Source organism: Streptomyces sp. NPDC056835, assembly GCF_042789485.1.
Taxonomy (GTDB): domain Bacteria; phylum Actinomycetota; class Actinomycetes; order Streptomycetales; family Streptomycetaceae; genus Streptomyces.
Map to the genome: position 1 here is coordinate 125,573 of NZ_JBHUBB010000003.1, position 15,682 is coordinate 141,254.

At 69.4% G+C, this 15,682-nt stretch carries 14 protein-coding genes; 7 read left to right on the top strand and 7 right to left on the bottom strand.

Going from position 1 to position 15,682, the window contains the following annotated elements:
- Nucleotides 1-70: 70 nt before the first annotated feature.
- From ACFRMN_RS05020 to ACFRMN_RS05040, 5 genes are all read right to left on the bottom strand, one after another.
- A complete protein-coding gene (locus tag ACFRMN_RS05020) occupies nt 71-1,954 on the bottom strand; it encodes an alpha-galactosidase D (RefSeq protein WP_383013348.1) in 1,884 nt (627 codons plus the stop codon).
- Between the two features lie 131 nt (nt 1,955-2,085).
- Entirely contained in the window at nt 2,086-3,009 is a 924-nt protein-coding gene (locus ACFRMN_RS05025; protein ID WP_383013351.1) for a carbohydrate ABC transporter permease, read from the bottom strand.
- The gene (locus tag ACFRMN_RS05030; protein ID WP_383013354.1) at nt 3,006-3,950 is read right to left on the bottom strand and encodes a carbohydrate ABC transporter permease; all 945 of its coding nucleotides are present in this window, start codon (nt 3,948-3,950) and stop codon (nt 3,006-3,008) included. The genes ACFRMN_RS05025 and ACFRMN_RS05030 overlap by 4 nt, the downstream gene beginning before the upstream one ends.
- A 21-nt stretch (nt 3,951-3,971) precedes the next feature.
- Complete coding sequence (locus ACFRMN_RS05035) at nt 3,972-5,285, bottom strand: ABC transporter substrate-binding protein (protein ID WP_383013357.1); 1,314 nt, start codon at nt 5,283-5,285, stop codon at nt 3,972-3,974.
- 8 nt (nt 5,286-5,293) lie between these two features.
- Nucleotides 5,294-6,469, bottom strand: coding sequence for an ROK family protein (locus ACFRMN_RS05040; RefSeq protein ID WP_383013360.1), 1,176 nt, complete (start codon nt 6,467-6,469; stop codon nt 5,294-5,296).
- A 179-nt stretch (nt 6,470-6,648) separates the two neighbouring features.
- On the opposite strand from ACFRMN_RS05040, the gene ACFRMN_RS05045 reads away from it, so the two are divergent.
- Nucleotides 6,649-8,781 (top strand): alpha-galactosidase, encoded by a 2,133-nt coding sequence (locus ACFRMN_RS05045; protein ID WP_383013363.1) that lies wholly within the window; start codon nt 6,649-6,651, stop codon nt 8,779-8,781.
- 34 nt (nt 8,782-8,815) lie between these two features.
- Here ACFRMN_RS05045 and ACFRMN_RS05050 read toward each other — a convergent pair whose 3' ends face one another.
- A complete protein-coding gene (locus ACFRMN_RS05050; RefSeq protein WP_383013366.1) occupies nt 8,816-9,682 on the bottom strand; it encodes a helix-turn-helix domain-containing protein in 867 nt (288 codons plus the stop codon).
- Between the two features lie 225 nt (nt 9,683-9,907).
- On the opposite strand from ACFRMN_RS05050, the gene ACFRMN_RS05055 reads away from it, so the two are divergent.
- Both ACFRMN_RS05055 and ACFRMN_RS05060 read left to right on the top strand, forming a co-directional pair.
- Nucleotides 9,908-10,312, top strand: a complete 405-nt coding sequence (locus ACFRMN_RS05055; protein WP_383013369.1) for a cupin domain-containing protein — start codon at nt 9,908-9,910, stop codon at nt 10,310-10,312.
- A gap of 87 nt (nt 10,313-10,399) precedes the next feature.
- Nucleotides 10,400-11,437: an alcohol dehydrogenase catalytic domain-containing protein gene (locus tag ACFRMN_RS05060; protein ID WP_383013372.1), complete on the top strand. Its 1,038-nt coding sequence runs from the start codon at nt 10,400-10,402 to the stop codon at nt 11,435-11,437.
- Between the two features lie 202 nt (nt 11,438-11,639).
- Here ACFRMN_RS05060 and ACFRMN_RS05065 read toward each other — a convergent pair whose 3' ends face one another.
- Complete coding sequence (locus ACFRMN_RS05065) at nt 11,640-12,794, bottom strand: glycoside hydrolase family 19 protein (protein ID WP_383013375.1); 1,155 nt, start codon at nt 12,792-12,794, stop codon at nt 11,640-11,642.
- 74 nt (nt 12,795-12,868) lie between these two features.
- Between ACFRMN_RS05065 and ACFRMN_RS05070 the strand changes: the two genes are divergently transcribed.
- The 4 genes from ACFRMN_RS05070 to ACFRMN_RS05085 all read left to right on the top strand — a co-directional run bounded on the left by ACFRMN_RS05070 (nt 12,869) and on the right by ACFRMN_RS05085 (nt 15,606).
- On the top strand, nt 12,869-13,063 hold the full coding sequence (locus tag ACFRMN_RS05070) for a hypothetical protein (protein ID WP_383013378.1): 195 nt from the start codon (nt 12,869-12,871) through the stop codon (nt 13,061-13,063).
- 68 nt (nt 13,064-13,131) lie between these two features.
- The gene (locus ACFRMN_RS05075; protein ID WP_383013760.1) at nt 13,132-13,464 is read left to right on the top strand and encodes an NADH-quinone oxidoreductase subunit A; all 333 of its coding nucleotides are present in this window, start codon (nt 13,132-13,134) and stop codon (nt 13,462-13,464) included.
- A complete protein-coding gene (locus ACFRMN_RS05080) occupies nt 13,455-14,669 on the top strand; it encodes a hypothetical protein (RefSeq protein WP_383013381.1) in 1,215 nt (404 codons plus the stop codon). The genes ACFRMN_RS05075 and ACFRMN_RS05080 overlap by 10 nt, the downstream gene beginning before the upstream one ends.
- Nucleotides 14,662-15,606 (top strand): NADH-quinone oxidoreductase subunit H, encoded by a 945-nt coding sequence (locus ACFRMN_RS05085; RefSeq protein ID WP_383013384.1) that lies wholly within the window; start codon nt 14,662-14,664, stop codon nt 15,604-15,606. Before ACFRMN_RS05080 ends, ACFRMN_RS05085 begins: the two co-directional genes overlap by 8 nt.
- The last annotated feature ends 76 nt before the right edge of the window (nt 15,607-15,682 follow it).

A 15,682-nucleotide genomic window follows, 5' to 3' on the forward strand; every position in this document is an offset into this window, starting at 1 on the left:
CCGGTCAAGGCACCGCCGGGAGCCCGGCGCGGGGCCCGGGCCGTGTCACCGGGCCCCGCGGGGGGTTACGTCAGACGGAGTGCGGTACGTCGATCCTGTCGAGGTCGGGCGCGTATCCGCTGCCGCTGTCGAACGTGATGGTGTTGGAGCCCGCCTTCAGGGCCAGCTGGACACTAACGGTCTTCGCGGTGCCCCAGTCGCCGGTGGAGGGGAACTTCAGACTGCTTCCGTTACCGCTGTTGGAGGAGACGGTCACCGAGCGCGCGTCGCCGCTGACGTAGCCGACCCGGACGGTGTAGATCCCGTCCTTCTTCACGGTGATGTCGTTGAACGTCAGTTTGCCACCGGTATAGAGGTTGCCGACCTTCTGGCCACCGGAGCAGGCGTCGCATCCGGCGACGGAGGCGTTGCCCGTCAGTGTGTTCGCCGCGGACTCGGCCTCGTAACCGGTGGTGGGCAGTGTCTGGCCGCCGGGCTTGACGGTGAACAGCCGCGAGCCGTGTGCGGGGAGGGCCGCGGTGATCCTGTTCTTGTGGCGCCCGATGTTCTCCTTGTTCCACAGGTCGCGCACGGAGGCGTCGCCGGTGAACCCGAAGGATGCCCAGTGGGCGGTGACGGAGGCCGGCGAGTCGCCGAGGTTGAACAGGGCGACGGTGTAGCTGCCGTCGGAGTTCTTGGTGCCCCAGACCTGCTGGTCGCCCATCGGGGTGACCGGACGCGCCACGGGCGAATCGCTCTGGTCGACGGCGATGACCTCCCGGTTGGTCAGCAGCGAGACACCGTAACTGTCCAGCTTGGTGAGGTCGTCACCGGTGTACAGGGGCGACTTGCTGATGGCCCACAGGGTCATATAGCTCTGCCGCTCGGCCTTGGTGAGGCCGTCCATCTCCCCGTTGCCGACATCGATCGCGTCGAAGTCGTTCCAGCCTCCGGGGCCCGCCTTGTCGCTCCACGCGGGGGCGTCGTCCCACCGGTCGTTGACCGAGTTCTCCCAGGTGACGAGGGTGTTGCAGTAACACTCGATATCGGTGTCGATGCGCCAGCCGTTGGAGTACCGCTTCCAGTCGGCGGCGTGGCCGATGTCGAGCGACCAGGAGAGCTGGAGGTGGATCGGGCGCCCGGTGGCGGCGATGGCCTTCTGCCAGGCGGCGACGTCGGCGACATTGTCGTAGTTGTCACCGGACTTGAACGAGCCGGGGCCCACGCCGTCCAGCTTGAGGAAGTCGTAACCCCAGTCGGCGAACAACTGGGCCTGCGAGTCTATGTACTTCTGTGCGCAAGGGCTGGCGAAGTCCAGCTTGTAGGAGCTGTCCCAGCCGTTGGTGGTCCGCAGGTCCGGGTGGACGATATCGGCGGTGGTGCAGCCGGGAGCGTTCCAGATCGGCACCTTGCCCTCGCCGTACGCCTCCTTCTCCAGGCCGACGGGCAGGTAGATCCCCGCCTTGAGACCCTTGGAGTGGATGTGGTCCGCGACCGGCTTCATGCCGCGGGGGAACCGGACCGGGTCGTTCGTCTGCCGCCCGTACTGGTCGAACCCGGGTTTCCAGTCGTTGTCACGCCACCAGCCGGCGTCGATGTTGACGCGGTCGTAGCCGTACGTCTTCAGCTTGGAGGCGAGGGCGTCCGTCTGCTTCAGGACGTTGGCCTCGGTGAGATAGCTGTAGTCGCCGTCCGGGTTCAGCCCCGGGTACTTGGACGACTGCATGCTCCAACTGGACCAGCCCATATAGGGCTTGGCGGCGTAGTCGGCGATGTCGGCGGCGTTGTCGGCGGCGGGCGCAGTGGTCACGGCGGACGAGGCCGGCGCTGTGTCCCGTACGGGAGACGTGGCCTCGGCGGCGGGAACAGCCGTGGCGAGACCGGCGGTGACGGCCAGGACCAGCATGGTTCTCATGGTCCGGCGCGCGGAGCCGGTCCGGGCCGCCGGCGGGGCGGGGTACGAGGATGACCGCATGGGGTCGCACCTCCAGTTGTCGGGTCACGGGGGTCGCGCGGGTGGAACCGGGCAGGGGACGTGCGTTCCTGACGGTGGTGGCCGGCCGCACTCGCGGTCGGCGGCGAGTCGGCGGTACGTCGGGCCGCGGCTCAGCCCTTGCCCGAGCCGATGGTGAGCCCGCTGATGAACTGGCGCTGGAGGGCGAAGTAGACCAGCAGGGTCGGGATCGCGGTCAGCAGGGCGCCCGCCGCGATGAGGTTCGGGTTGGTGAAGTACTGGCCCTCCAGATTGGCGAGGGCCGAGGTGATCGGACGCTTGTCACCGGTCTCGATCAGCGCGAGGGACCAGAAGAAGTCGTTGTAGATCCAGATGGATTCCAGTGTCGCGAGCGCCGCGAACGCCGGCCGGCACAGCGGCAGCACGATCTGGAAGAACTGGCGCCACACCGGAGCGCCGTCGACGAGAGCGGCCTCGAAGATCTCCTTCGGGATCGTCTTCATGTAGTTGCTGAGCACGAAGACGCAGAAGCCGCACTGGTAGGCGATATGAATGAAGATGATGCCCCAGAGCGAGTTGTAGACGAGCAGGGAATCGCTCATCCACGACGGCAGCGGGACCAGCAGATACAGCCGGTACAGCGGTGTGATCAGCACCTGTGCGGGGATCAGGTTCCCCGCGGTGAAGAGGATCAGCAGCGCGATGTTCCAGCGGAAGTCGAATCGCGAGACGAAGAAGGCCACCGCCGCGGCGAACAGCAGGGTGCCGAGGACCGCCGGAATGGTGATGAGCACCGAGTTCCAGAAGAAGCGCGGCATCCCGGACTGGCTCCAGGCGTCCGCGAAGTTCCGCAGACCGATACTGCGCGGCCAGGACAGATAGCCGTGCTTCGTGGTGTCGGAGTAGGGCCGCAGAGAGGTGTAGACGGCCCACAGCAGCGGAACGAGCCACAGCAGCGCGATGCCGCCGAGCATGAGATGCCGTCCGGTCTGCCGCTTCGGCCCCCGGGGAGCCTCGGTGGTACGCGGAAGCGGGGTCCGTGACCGGGGAGCCGGCGGCGTGACGGTCGCGGTCACTGGTCCTCCTTGCGGAAGGTCTGGAAGAGGAAGGCGCCGATCGCCGCGAGGGAGACGAGGAGCAGGATGACCGCGAGGGCGGACCCGTATCCGATATGGCTGGACTCACCGATGATGTTGTCGGTGATCAGGAGGGACAGCAGCTCCATGCCGGGCTTGCTGCCGGTACCGCCGCCGAGTACGTAGACGATGTCGAAGGCGCGCAGGGACTCCATGACGGTGACGACCACCACGATGATGTTGACCGGCTTCATGGCCGGGAGCACCACCCGCAGGAAGGTCTGGCGTCCATTGGCACCGTCGAGCGCGGCGGCCTCCTTCAGGGCCGGGTCGAAGCCCTTGAGCCCCGCCAGATAGAGAATCATGATGTAGCCGGCGTGCCGCCAGCCGGAAGCGACCAGTACGGCCCAGAGGTTGAGGTTGGGATCGCCCAGCCAGTCGATGTGATGGCCGGGCGACACGGCACCGATCACCCCGTTCAGCAGCCCGTTGTCCGGGTTGTAGATGATCTCCCACATGAACCCGACGACCGCCAGGGACAGCACCATCGGCATGAAGATGGCCGTCTGGTAGATCCGGGTGAAGCGGATCTTGCGGTCCAGCTGGTAGGCGAGGAAGACCCCGAACGGGGCGGGCAGCAGCACCGTGAACAGCAGCCAGATCACGTTGTGCTGGACGGCGGGCCAGAACGGCGGGTAGTTGGTGAGGATCTGGTGGTAGTTGTCCAGTCCGACCCAGTGGATGTCGGACAGGCTCAGTCCGTCCCAGCTGGTGAAGGACAGACCGATCGAGGCCAGCGCCGGCAGCCACACGAAGACCAGCAGGGCGATCAGCGGGATGCCGACGACCACCGACAGAAAGAGGCGGTCACCAGGACCGAGCCGGCGAGGACGGGGATGCGCGCGCGACGGGGACCGGGGCGCGGTACGCACGGAGGACATGGTGGAACCTCTCCGGTGGGATCAGGCCGTGAAGAAGCGCGCGCGCTGCGACTCGATCTTCTTCAGCAGGGCCGAACCGTCGTCGGGGTGGTTCAGCCACTCGGTGAAGCCGGGCTGCACCACGGTGGAGATGAATCCCGGGTCGCTGTCGCGGTCCCCGAACTGGGTGATGTGCTTGGCGCCGGCGATGAGTTCGGCGGACTTCTTCTGGAGCGCGTTGTACGAGCCGGTGCCGGCACCGGAGTTGACGGCGACATTGCTCGGGTCGACGCCCATGTAAAGGTTCTCGGCCTTGGCGCCGCCGAGGAATTCGAGGAAGGTGCGCGCGGCGTCCGGGTTCTTCGGCTTGCGGCTGAGCATGAAGCCGTCGGTGGGTGCCTCGACCGCGTCCTGACCGTACGCCGGGTCGATCTCCGGGAACGGGAAGAAGTCGATGTCGGAGCGCAGGGATTCGTCGGTGACCTGCTGCCCGAGGAAGAGGCCGATGATCGCCATGCCGGACTTCTTGTCGAGCAGCGACTGCGCGGCGTCCTGCCAGGAACGGCCGCCCGCGCCCTTCTGGTAGTACGGGGTGAGCTCGCGCCACAGGTCGATGGTCCTGGCGGTGCGCTTGTCGGTCCAGGAGACCTGACCGCGCATCAGGGACATATGGAAGTCATAGCCGTTGGCGCGCAGGTTGAGATAGTCGAAGGCTCCGAGGATGCTCCAGGTGTCACCGCCGCCGTAGCCGGACGCGATGGGGGAGAGACCGTCCTTCTTCATCCGCTTGGCCAGCGCGGTGAACTGACTCCATGTCACGGGAATCTCGTAGCCGTACTGCTGGAAGACACTCTTGCGGTAGAAGACGGCCCACGGGTAGTTGTACAGCGGGACGAAGTAGTACTTCCCGTCCTCACCCTTGGACAGCTGCTTGGCGGCGTCGCTGTAGCCGGCGCCTATCGTCTCCCACACCTCGTCGATGGGGCTGGCGAGGCCCTTCTTGGCGAAGTACTGCATGCGGTAGCCGGCGAACCAGGTGAAGACATCGTCCGGGGTGCCCTGGAGGTAGGTGGAGATGCTCTTCTGGAACGTGTCGTGGTCGACCGTGTTCGTCTTGACCGTGAGCTTGCTGTCCTTCTCGAAGGCGTCCGTCACCGCGGCGTACGCCTTCTTCGGGGTGGCGTCCGCGCCGTTCGAGCCGAAGGTCACCGTCTTCGGGTCGGACGCGGCCCCTCCGCCGCAGGCGGCGAGGGCGGGCATGGCCAGGGCTGCGGCCCCGACACCGAACAGCCCCTGGACCACCCTTCTGCGGTGTGGACCCGCGGGGGTCCGGGGGATGCGGCTCTGCAGCGTCATCGCTACTCCTATTGCGTGTCTGATCCGATGAAGGACTGGATCGCGGTGGCCGCGGCCCCGCGCGCCCACTCCTCGAAGGGCAGCGGACGTGTCATCACGTCGCACTGCGCGGCGGTGCCGAAGGCGGACGCGGCGAACGCGTCACGGATGCCCTCCGCGAACAAGTCGTACGCGGCCAGGCCCTCGCCGGAGATGATCACTCGTTCCGGACCGAGGACATTGACCACCGCGCCGATGGCCCTGCCGATGGCCTCGCCGGCCCGTGCGTAGACCTCCCGGACCCCGGGGTCCCCGCCGTGGGCCAGTTCCAGCGCCTCGGCCGGGGTGGTCACGGGCTTGCCCGTGGCCTCCCGGACCCCGCGCAGGATCGCCGGGTCCGCCGCGATGGCCTCGACGCACCCGTTGTTGCCGCAGTGGCACGGCGGGCCGAGCGGGTCGATGGACAGATGCCCGATCTCGCCGGCCACGCCGTGCGCGCCCGACACCACCCGCCCATGCACCACCAGGCCACAGCCGATGCCGGCGCCCACGGTCACCAGGGCGAAGTCGGAGAGCCCGACCCCGGCCCCGAACCACTGCTCGGCGACGGTCAGCGCCCGTACGTCGTTGTCGACCGTGACCGGCAGACCGGTCGCGGTCCCGACGATCCCGGCGAGCGGGATGTCCCGCCACTCCAGGAAGGGCGAGTAGCGCACCACACCGTCCGTACGGTCCACATCACCCGAGACGGCGATGCCCAGCCCCCGCACCCGCACACCGAAGTCGTCGGCCTCCAGGAGCAGTTCGCGCACCAGCGCGGTGAGGGCGGGAAGCACCGCCGCAGGCTCACGGTCCGTGAGCCGTACGTGCCGGGCGACCCGGATACGGCAGCACAGATCGGCCAGGACGGCGATGATCTCGTCGCCCGTCACCTTGATCCCGATGAACAGCGCCCTGCCCGCGTCGACCCGTACCGGATTGGCCGGACGTCCGAGAGCGGGCCGCGCCCCTTCGTCCACGCCTTCGACCAGATACCCGACTTCCATCAGCGGGCGCACCGCCTTGGTGACCGCGGCCGGGGACAGTCGGGTCCGCCGCGCGATCTCGGCCCGGGTGAGCGGGCCGTGGGACAGCACGGTCGTGAAGACCAGGGAAGCGGCCGGCGTCGTCGCCGGGACCGCCTCATGAGGAGTGGTTGAGCGCATGGCGGGAAAGCTAGGGTGATTCTTTTCTGCTGTCAATGAAAGAAACAGACTTCATGTGAAGGACCTTCTGAAGGTGCCATCAGCCTGTAAAAGCCAGATGCGGTGCGGGTGTTGACAGCTGTTCGAAGGAGAGGTTGGCTGCTCACCTCTCCTGTGGCGCTAATTGAACGCGAGGATCAATGTCTCTGATCTCCTTCGCCCCGGCCTCCGGGGTCTGGCTGCTCTCCACCGCGCGCACGTCGTACGCGCTGCGGATCGATGACACGGGAGCGCCCTGCCACCTCGCGTGGGGACCACGGCTGACCCTCGCGGCGGCCGGGGAACTCGTACCCCCTCCGGCCGTGGAGATCAGCAGTTTCGAGGGCCGCCCGGCGGCCGGCGAGGAGTTGCCCGTCGACGGAGGGGCCCGGTACGGAGCGCCCTCCCTGCGGGTACGGTTCGCCGACGGCACCCGCGCCTTCGAATGGCGGGCCGTGGGCCACCGCACCAGCGCACCGGCGCCCGGAACAGCCGAGTTGGCGTTGGAGTTCCGCGACCGCCACTACCCGCTGGCGGTCACCCTGCACTACCGCGTGCACGAGGACACCGATGTCATCGAGCGCTGGACCGTGCTGCGCAACACCGGCCAGGAACCGCTCTCGCTGCCCCGCGCGGACTCCGCGGCCTGGACGCTGCCACCGCGCGACGACTACCGGATCAGCCATGTCACCGGACAGTGGTCGGCGGAGAGCGTGCTCCACCGGGAGCCGGTACCGCACGGCGAGACCGTGCTCACCAGCCGGCGCGGCATCACCAGCCACCACGCGAACCCCTGGCTGATGCTGGACGCCGGCGACGCCACCGAGGACCGGGGCGAGGTGTGGAGCGCGGCCCTGGCCTGGAGCGGAAGCTGGCACGTCACCGTGCAGCGCACCCCCGACGGACGTACGGCCTTCACCGGCGGAGCCGGACATGACGGGTTCACACTGCCGCTCGGCCCCGGCGAGGAGTACGTGACCCCGCGCTACGCGGCCGTGTACACCGACGGCGGCTTCGGCGCGGCCAGCCGCGCCTGGCACGCGTACATCCTGGCCCATGTGCTGCCGCACCCCGAGGAGTTGCGCCCCGTACTGTTCAACTCCTGGGAGGCCACCGGCTTCGAGGTCGACGAGGCCGGACAGAAGGCGCTGGCGGCGCGGGCCGCGGAGCTCGGTGTGGAGCTCTACGTCGTCGATGACGGCTGGTACGGCGGGCGCCGCGACGACACGGCCGGACTCGGCGACTGGACGCCCGCGGCCAAGGGCTTTCCCGCCGGGCTCACCCCGCTGATCGAGGAGGTCCACCGGCTCGGTATGCGGTTCGGCCTGTGGGTGGAGCCCGAAATGGTCAACCCGGACAGCGACCTGTACCGCGCGCACCCGGACTGGGTACTGCACTTCCCGCACCGCACCCGCACCGAGCTGCGCAACCAGCTGGTACTCAACTTCGCCCGGGACGATGTCGCCGAGTGGGCGTACGGCTGGCTGTCACGGCTGGTCGCGGAGAACGGGATCGACTTCCTCAAGTGGGACATGAACCGCGCCTTCAGCGAGGCCGGCTGGCCCGGCCGCGAGAACGGCGAGGATGTGTTGTGGACGCGGTACACACGTAATCTGTACGAGGTCATCGACCGGCTGCGCGCGGACCACCCGGAGCTGCGGATCGAGACATGCAGCGGGGGCGGCGGCCGTGTCGATCTGGCCATCCTCTCCCGTACGGACCAGGCGTGGCCGTCCGACAACACCGACGCGGCGGACCGGGTCTCGATTCAGCACGGTTTCGGCCAGATCTACCCGGCACGGACGATGGCGGCGTGGGTGACGGATGTGCCCAACCAGCTCACCGACCGCTCGGTGCCGCTGCGTTACCGGTTCCATGTCGCGATGGCGGGCGTGCTGGCGGTGGGCGGCGATCTCGCGCGCTGGACGGCGGCGGAACGTGCCGAGGGCGCGGAGTGGGTGGCGGAGTACAAGAAGGTCCGCCATATCGTGCAGCACGGCACCCTCCACCGGCTGCGCGGTCCGGTCGACGACGCGCCGTCCGCCGTGCAGTACACCACCGCGGACCGGCGGGAGGCGTTCGTGCTGGTCTGGCAGCGGGCCCCGCGCCACGGCACACCGCGTCCCGCCCTCAGACTCGCGGGTCTGGACCCCACCGCGCGCTACCGGGACGCCCGTACCGGCGTCGTGCGTCATGCGTCGGTACTGACCGGGTACGGGATCACGCCCGAGCTGCCGGCCGGGGACTGGGCGAGCACGTCCCTGCACCTGATCAGGGTGGACGAGGAGGCGTAGGAGAGAGGCCGGGACGGCGCCCGGCGCCGCCGCGTCAGGCGCTGTCCGAGGCGGCCTTCGGGTGGTCCGCGGCCCATGAGGCCAGGATGCGCAGTCCGTCGTGGGAGGGGGTGCCCGCTTCGGCCGTCCAGATGACGAGCTGCTGGTCCGGATCGGTGCTCGCGGTCAGGGTGTCCCAGTCGAGGATGAGGTCGCCCGCGACGGGGTGATGGAGCGCCTTGGTGCCCACGCTCAGGGTGGCGACCTGGTGCGCTGCCCACCACTGGCGGAACTGCGGGTCCTGGACCGACAGTTCGCCCACCAGCGCGGTAAGGCGCGGGTCGTCGGGATACTTGGCGGCCTCCATGCGTAGTTGCGCGGCGCAGGTGCGCGCGACGGTCTCCCAATCGCAGTACAGCGTTCTCATGGCGGGGTCGGTGAAGACCAGCCGCACGTAATTGCGCCGCTTTTCAGGGATCCGGCCGAAATCGGTGACCAGAGCGGCGGCGAGCGCGTTCCACGCGAGAATGTCCATGCGGCGGCCCAGAACAATGGCCGGGGTCGCGGTGAGGTCGTCGAGAAGCCGCCGCAATTGCGGCTGGACTTTCTGCAGCGTGCGCCGCCGGGGCCGGTTCTGGCCCTTTCCCGCCAGCCCGAAGAGGTAGTCGCGCTGGTCGTCGTTCAGGTACAGGACGCGGGCGAGGGCGGCCAGCACGGACGCGGACGCCTGAATGCGTCCCTGTTCGAGACGGGTGTAGAAGTCGGTGCTGATCGTGGCCAGCTGGGCCACCTCCTCCCGGCGCAGACCCGGTACCCGCCTCGGTGTACCGCTGTCGGGAAGCCCCACTGTGCGGGGGCTGAGCTCGGCGCGCCGGGCCCTGAGGAATTCCCCCAGCTCATTGAGGTGTGCGTCGCGGTTCATAGGCACCAGTGTCGCACCGGCCGACGCTCATGCGAGGGGGACGGTTTCCTCCCAGGATGAATGTGTCCCGGGGAGGGAGGTCTCCCCTTTGCGGGCGGGTGTGGGAATGCGAGTCTTGATGATGTGGGCGGCGCGAGATGAAGAGCGCGCGACCACGTGGAACCGCCAGTCAGCTGAAGACCGCGGTTTCCCTTTCCCCTCTCTCATCCACAAGGAGCGACCGGCATGGAAAAGCTGCCGAAGAAGCCCTCGACCAAGGGTCCGGACGAGATGTTCACCGGTGATGTGTGGTTCGACGTCCTCTACGCCGGCCAGGAGCCGTCCCGTATGCGGGCGAACACGGTGCGCTTCGCACCCCGCGCCCGTACCGCCTGGCACACGCATGCCGTGGGGCAGACGCTGCACGTCACCGACGGCATCGGGCTGGTGCGGTCCCGGGGCGGCGAGGTCGTCGTGATGCGCCCCGGCGACACCGTCCACACCCCGCCCGGTGAGTGGCACTGGCACGGCGCCGCGCCGGACCACTTCATGACTCACATCGCGCTGTGGGAAGGGCGCGGCGACGAGGGCCCGGAAACCCAGTGGGGCGAGCACGTCACGGACGACGAATACCACTACCCGCGGGCCTGACCGCTCGCGCCGGTACGGGCGCCTCTGACCACCGAAGCCAACCGACCTCCGAAATCAACCGAACGCCACCACTAGGGAAGGTGCCTCATGCGAGCCACGTTCATGTACGGTCCCGGCGATGTGCGCGTGGAGAACGCGCCCGACCCCGTTCTGCGACAGCCCACTGACGCGATCGTACGTATCGTGCGCGCGTGTATCTGTGGCAGTGACCTGCATCCGTACCACAACATTCCGGTCTCCGAGCAGGGAACGCCGATGGGCCACGAGTTCCTGGGCGTGGTCGAGGAACTCGGCTCCGACGTCTCCGGGCTGAGGCGCGGCGATCTCGTCGTGGCCCCCTTCGCGTGGGCCGACAACACCTGTGACTTCTGCCGCGAGGGCCTACAGACCTCCTGCCGCCACGGCGGGTTCTGGGCCGCGGGCGGCATAGGCGGCGGACAGGCCGAGGCGATCCGTGTCCCGCAGGCCCAGGGCACGCTGGTAAAGCTTCCTGTCGGCGAGGACTCCGCCCTGCTGCCGTCCCTGCTGACCCTGTCCGACGTGTACGGCACCGGTTACCACGCGGCGAAGATGGCCCGGGTGAACCCGCGCACCACGGTGACCGTGATCGGTGACGGCGCCGTCGGGCTGATGGCCGTGCTGTCCGCCAAGCGGCTGGGCGCGGAGCGGATCATCCTCATGGGCAGACACAAGGACCGCACCGACCTCGGACGTGACTTCGGGGCCACCGACGTGGTCGCCGAGCGCGGCGAGGACGGCATCGCGAAGGTGCGCGAGCTCACCGGCGGCGACGGCACCCACACGGTGCTTGAGGCCGTCGGATACATGAGCGCCTACGAGATGGCGGTGGGTGTGGTGCGTCCCGGCGGTGTGATCAGCCGCGTCGGTGTGCCGCAGTACGAGGACGCGCCGATCGGGTTCGGCAGCCTGTTCGGCCCCAACATCACACTCAACGGCGGCCCGGCCCCGGTGCGCGCCTATATCGACGAGCTGCTGCCCGACGTCCTCGACGGCACGGTCGAGCCGGGCCGCGTCTTCGACCGCACCGTCGGGCTGGAAGAGGTGCCCGGCGGCTACCGCGCGATGGACAACCGTGAGGCCCTGAAGGTCCTCGTCCGCCCCTGACCGCGTACGCCCCCTGATCGCCTACGCCCTCCGACCGCGCACGACGAGATGGTCCGCTTCTCAGCGCCTCCCGGGCCGATGTCCGCGATCCGAGGGTCAATTCCACCTGAGCCGACCGCCGTTCAAGCTACGGGGGCCGCCCGGCGCGCGGCCGGACGGCCCCCGAGATCTTCATCGGGCCGTGGGGATCCTGTCCCCGCGGTCAGCAGTAGAGGTTGCCGCCCGGCGTGGTGCCGAGGATGGAGATGAAGCGCTGGTAGGCGTCGACCCGGCTCTGGACCTGGGCGGGGTTGCGCCCGTCGCACTCCAGGGAACCGTTGATGCTGCGGATCGTCTCGCCGAAGCCGCGCTGGTTGACCATCGCGTTGTGCGGGGTCATGGTGCCGGGGCCGGACTGGGTGTTCCAGTACCACAGGGCGGTCTTCCAGGCCACGGCCGAATCGTTCTGCACGAGCCAGGGATTGTTGAGCAGGTCGATGCCGAGCGCGTCGCCGGCCGCCTTGTAGTTGAAGTTCCAGCTGAGCTGGATCGGGCCGCGGCCGTAGTACGCGGCCTGGCCCGCCGGGCAGCCGTAGGGCTGGCCCCAGTCGCAGTAATGCGGGTAGTTGGCGGTGTTCTGCTCCACGATATGGACCAGGCCGCCGGTCTCATGGTTGGCGTTGGCGAGGAAGGCTGCGGCCTCCTGGCGCTGGACGGTGTCGCTTCCGGTCTTGGCGAAGGCGGGGTAGGCGCTGAGAGCGGCGGTCAGACCGCTGTACGTGTAGAAGGGGTTCCGGCCGGGGAACATCTGGTTGAACTGGGCCTCGGAGACCACGAATCCGCCCGGACTCGGGTTGCCGCCCCCGGTGGCCGGGGCCGACCACTTCTGGTTCGCCGCGCCGGTGCAGGTCCAGATCTGCAGCCGGGTGCCGTTGGCCGAGTTGTTGCCCGTGACATCGACGCACTTGTCGGCGGCGACACTGACGATGTCCCGCGCGGCGGTCACGACCCACCGTTGATTGGCGCCGCCGGAGCAGTCCCACAGCTGGAGCACGGCGCCGTCGGCGGTCGAATTGCCAGTGACGTCCAGACACTTGCCGAGAGCCCGGATGGTGCCGTCCGAGTTGACGCTCCACTGCTGGGCGCCGGTGCCGTTGCAGTCGTACAACTGTACGGCGGTGCCGTTGGCGCTCGACGCGCCCGCCACGTCGACGCACTTGCCCGCCAGCCCGCTGATCTGGCCGGTGGCCGCCGCGGCGGGAGACGCGGGGAGGACGCTCAGCAGGCCCACGATGAGGGAGCCGACGGCCGCGTACGCCGCCCTGCGGGTGATGGAGACGCGCCGCCGGGCGACCGCGCGCCTCCAGTTGATTTTCATGCCCATGTCATACCTTTCGCGAGACGCACACAAGTGGGGGACTTGACAAGGGAGTTCAATACTTGATTCAAGGTGTGAGCGAAGCGCGCGTCAAGGGTTTGGTATGGACCAATCGCATCGCCGCCGTCCCGTACGGTGACGCGCCGCTGCCCGAGGTGCCGCGCCCCGCCGCGCCCGGCCCGACGCCCACCGCGAGGGACACCGGATCGGCCCCGGACGAGATCTTCGCCGCGCCTCCACGATGTGAGTGTGTCCTCGGCACACCATGAGCTTCGCGGTCCTTCCGGGACGAGCGGAGAGAGAGCGGAGGAAGGGCGAGGTGGGTGCGTGGCAGCCGGTGCTGGTTCTCCTCGCGGTGGTCGTGGCCGGTCTGGCGGCGCTGTACGGACTGGCCGCGTGGCTGGCCGTCGACCGTACCCCGCTGGAAGCGGGTCCGTTCACCGGTGGACTGCCCGCCGCCGAACACGCGTTCTCGCGGTTCCATGTGCGCTGGTACCCCGTCGCGATGATCTTTCTGGCCTTCGACATGGAGATGCTCTTCATGTATCCGTGGGTCAAGGTGGTGACACGGGTCGGCGTGAGCGCCGTCATCGAGATGTTCCTGTTCCTCGGGATTCTCTTCGCCGCGGTGGCCTACGCCTGGCGTGAGGGGGCCTTCCGATGGACCTGAGAGGCGCCCTCCGGCGTACCGCCATGCGGCGTCCCGCGGTCTTCCTCGGGACCTGGCCGGGCGCGACCGGGATCCGGCTCGGCGTCGAGGCGGAACTCAGACGTCGGGGCTGGCCGGTGATGGCCTCGCCCGCCGCCGCGGACGCGCTGGTGGTCTGCGCGGCCCCGGTGCCCGCCCACGCGCGATGGCTGGACGATCTCGCACGCGCCATGCCGCGGCCGGCCTGCCGTATCACCGTGACGGAGCCCGGTCACGCCGCCCGTTCCCTCGACGAGGTACGCGAACGGGTAACGGCACAGCTGGATACGAGAACGACACCGCGCCCCACCGGACATGAACCCACAGGCCCCGAAGGCCACGAGAGCCCCGAAGGCCCGGAGAGCCCCGAAGGCCACGACACACACGCGATGTCCGAAGTGGCGGGTCTGCCGCTGGCCGAACGCGCCGACGACCGGGACGGGCTCCGGCTGGACCGGTTGCATGTGCCGCTGGGACCGGCCCTGGCCGACTGGCCGGCCGGGCTGATCCTGCGCTGCGCACTCCAAGGGGACGTCGTCCAGCACGCCGAAGTCGAGCATCTGCCCGGGCCGCCGGACCGCACGCCGTTCTGGGCCGCGCCCTGGCTGCGGGCCGCCCGGGGCGAGCACATCACGCGCGGGACCGCCGCCCGCCGCCGCTGCGCGGCCCATCTCGACAGCCTCGGCAGGCTGCTCTCCGTCGTCGGATGGGCCGATTCCGCCGCCCGCTCCCGGCGCCTCCGGGACGAGGTGCTCGGCGGCCCTCCCTCAGCGCGTACGACGGCGGAACTACAGCGCCTGGCCGCGCGGGTGGGGCGGTCCCGGACCTTGCGATGGCTCCTCACGGGACTCGGCCCGCTGCCCGCGGCCCACGCGCGGGAACGGGGCGTGACCGGCCCGGCTCTCGCGGCGGACGGTGACGCCCACGCCCGCCTCCACCTCTGGCTGACGGAAATCTCCCGGGCCGTACGGGACTTCGACGACACCCGGCCACTGGCCCCCGGCGACATGCGAGGGCCACGCGGCACCCTCGACGGGGATCTTCCGCCCTCGCGGGCACTTCTCGACGTTCTGCCGGAGCTGCTGACAGGCGCCGAGTTCGGGTGCGCGCGGGCCATTGTGGCGAGCCTCGATCCCGATATCGACGAGTTGGCCCCCGCGCCGGTGGCAGGGACGGCCCATGCCTGAATCCGCGCCCCTGTGGGCCACCGTGGTCCTGCCGGCCGTCCTGCTGGCCGCCGCCGGCGTCACGGCCGGATACGACGCGGCGCTGACGGCCGCGGCGGAGCGGGGCCGCGCCGGGACACCACGCGAGTGGGTCGTTCGCGCGGCGGCACCGGTGCGTGAGGGCCTGCGCCTCCTCGTACAGCAGCGGCGCCGGACGACAGCCGCGGACGTGGCACTCGGCAGGGCCGGAGTGGTGCTGGTCCCCGTGGCCGCCGTGCTCGCGGGCGCGGTGCTGCCCTGGGGGTTCCGCGCCGTCAGCGATCCGAGCGTGGGCGTCGTATGGTTCAACGCCATGGAGGCCCTTGCCTGGGCGGCCGTGTGGCTGGCGGGCTGGGGTCCCAACTCGGCGTTGTCACTGATCGGCGGATACCGCTTCCTCGCACAGGGGCTGGCGTACGAACTTCCGCACATGTTCGCCCTCACCACCGCGGCCCTGGGCGCCGAGTCCCTGCGCGTCGGCGATGTCGTCGCCGCTCAGGACGGGCTCTGGTTCGTGGTGTGGATGCCGGTCGCCTTCGTCGTCTATCTGCTGAGCGCGATGGCCATGTCGTTCTGGGGGCCGTTCGGCGGACCGCTGGGACGGGACACGGCGGGCGGAGCGGCGGTCGAGCTGTCGGGCGTGGACCGGCTGGTGTTCCTGGGCGGGCGGTGGCTGCTCCTCGTGGTGACCGCGGCCTTCAGCGTGCCGCTCTTCCTCGGCGGAGGACACGGGCCGCTTCTGCCCGGCTGGGCGTGGACCGTGCTGAAGACCGCGCTGGTACTGGCCCTGCTGGTGACGGGGCGCCGGCTGCTGCCGGTCCTGCGTATGGACCGCTACATGGGGCTCGGCTGGCTGGTGCTCGTACCGCTGACACTCCTTCAGGCGCTCTTCGTGGCCGTGGTCGTGCTCGACCGATGACAGGGCGGTGAGGAGCCGTTGAGGCTTGACGACGTGATCTTCTGGGTGCTCGCCGTCCTCGCGACCGGCGCCGGGA

Excerpts from the sequence above, each read along its gene's own strand:
- ACFRMN_RS05020 (WP_383013348.1), bottom strand. The coding sequence starts at position 1,954 with ATGCGGTCATCCTCGTACCCCGCCCCGCCGGCGGCCCGGACCGGCTCC.
- ACFRMN_RS05030 (WP_383013354.1), bottom strand. The coding sequence starts at position 3,950 with ATGTCCTCCGTGCGTACCGCGCCCCGGTCCCCGTCGCGCGCGCATCCC.
- ACFRMN_RS05035 (WP_383013357.1), bottom strand. The coding sequence starts at position 5,285 with ATGACGCTGCAGAGCCGCATCCCCCGGACCCCCGCGGGTCCACACCGC.
- ACFRMN_RS05040 (WP_383013360.1), bottom strand. The coding sequence starts at position 6,469 with ATGCGCTCAACCACTCCTCATGAGGCGGTCCCGGCGACGACGCCGGCC.
- ACFRMN_RS05045 (WP_383013363.1), top strand. The coding sequence starts at position 6,649 with ATGTCTCTGATCTCCTTCGCCCCGGCCTCCGGGGTCTGGCTGCTCTCC.
- ACFRMN_RS05050 (WP_383013366.1), bottom strand. The coding sequence starts at position 9,682 with ATGAACCGCGACGCACACCTCAATGAGCTGGGGGAATTCCTCAGGGCC.
- ACFRMN_RS05055 (WP_383013369.1), top strand. The coding sequence starts at position 9,908 with ATGGAAAAGCTGCCGAAGAAGCCCTCGACCAAGGGTCCGGACGAGATG.
- ACFRMN_RS05060 (WP_383013372.1), top strand. The coding sequence starts at position 10,400 with ATGCGAGCCACGTTCATGTACGGTCCCGGCGATGTGCGCGTGGAGAAC.
- ACFRMN_RS05065 (WP_383013375.1), bottom strand. The coding sequence starts at position 12,794 with ATGAAAATCAACTGGAGGCGCGCGGTCGCCCGGCGGCGCGTCTCCATC.
- ACFRMN_RS05080 (WP_383013381.1), top strand. The coding sequence starts at position 13,455 with ATGGACCTGAGAGGCGCCCTCCGGCGTACCGCCATGCGGCGTCCCGCG.
- ACFRMN_RS05085 (WP_383013384.1), top strand. The coding sequence starts at position 14,662 with ATGCCTGAATCCGCGCCCCTGTGGGCCACCGTGGTCCTGCCGGCCGTC.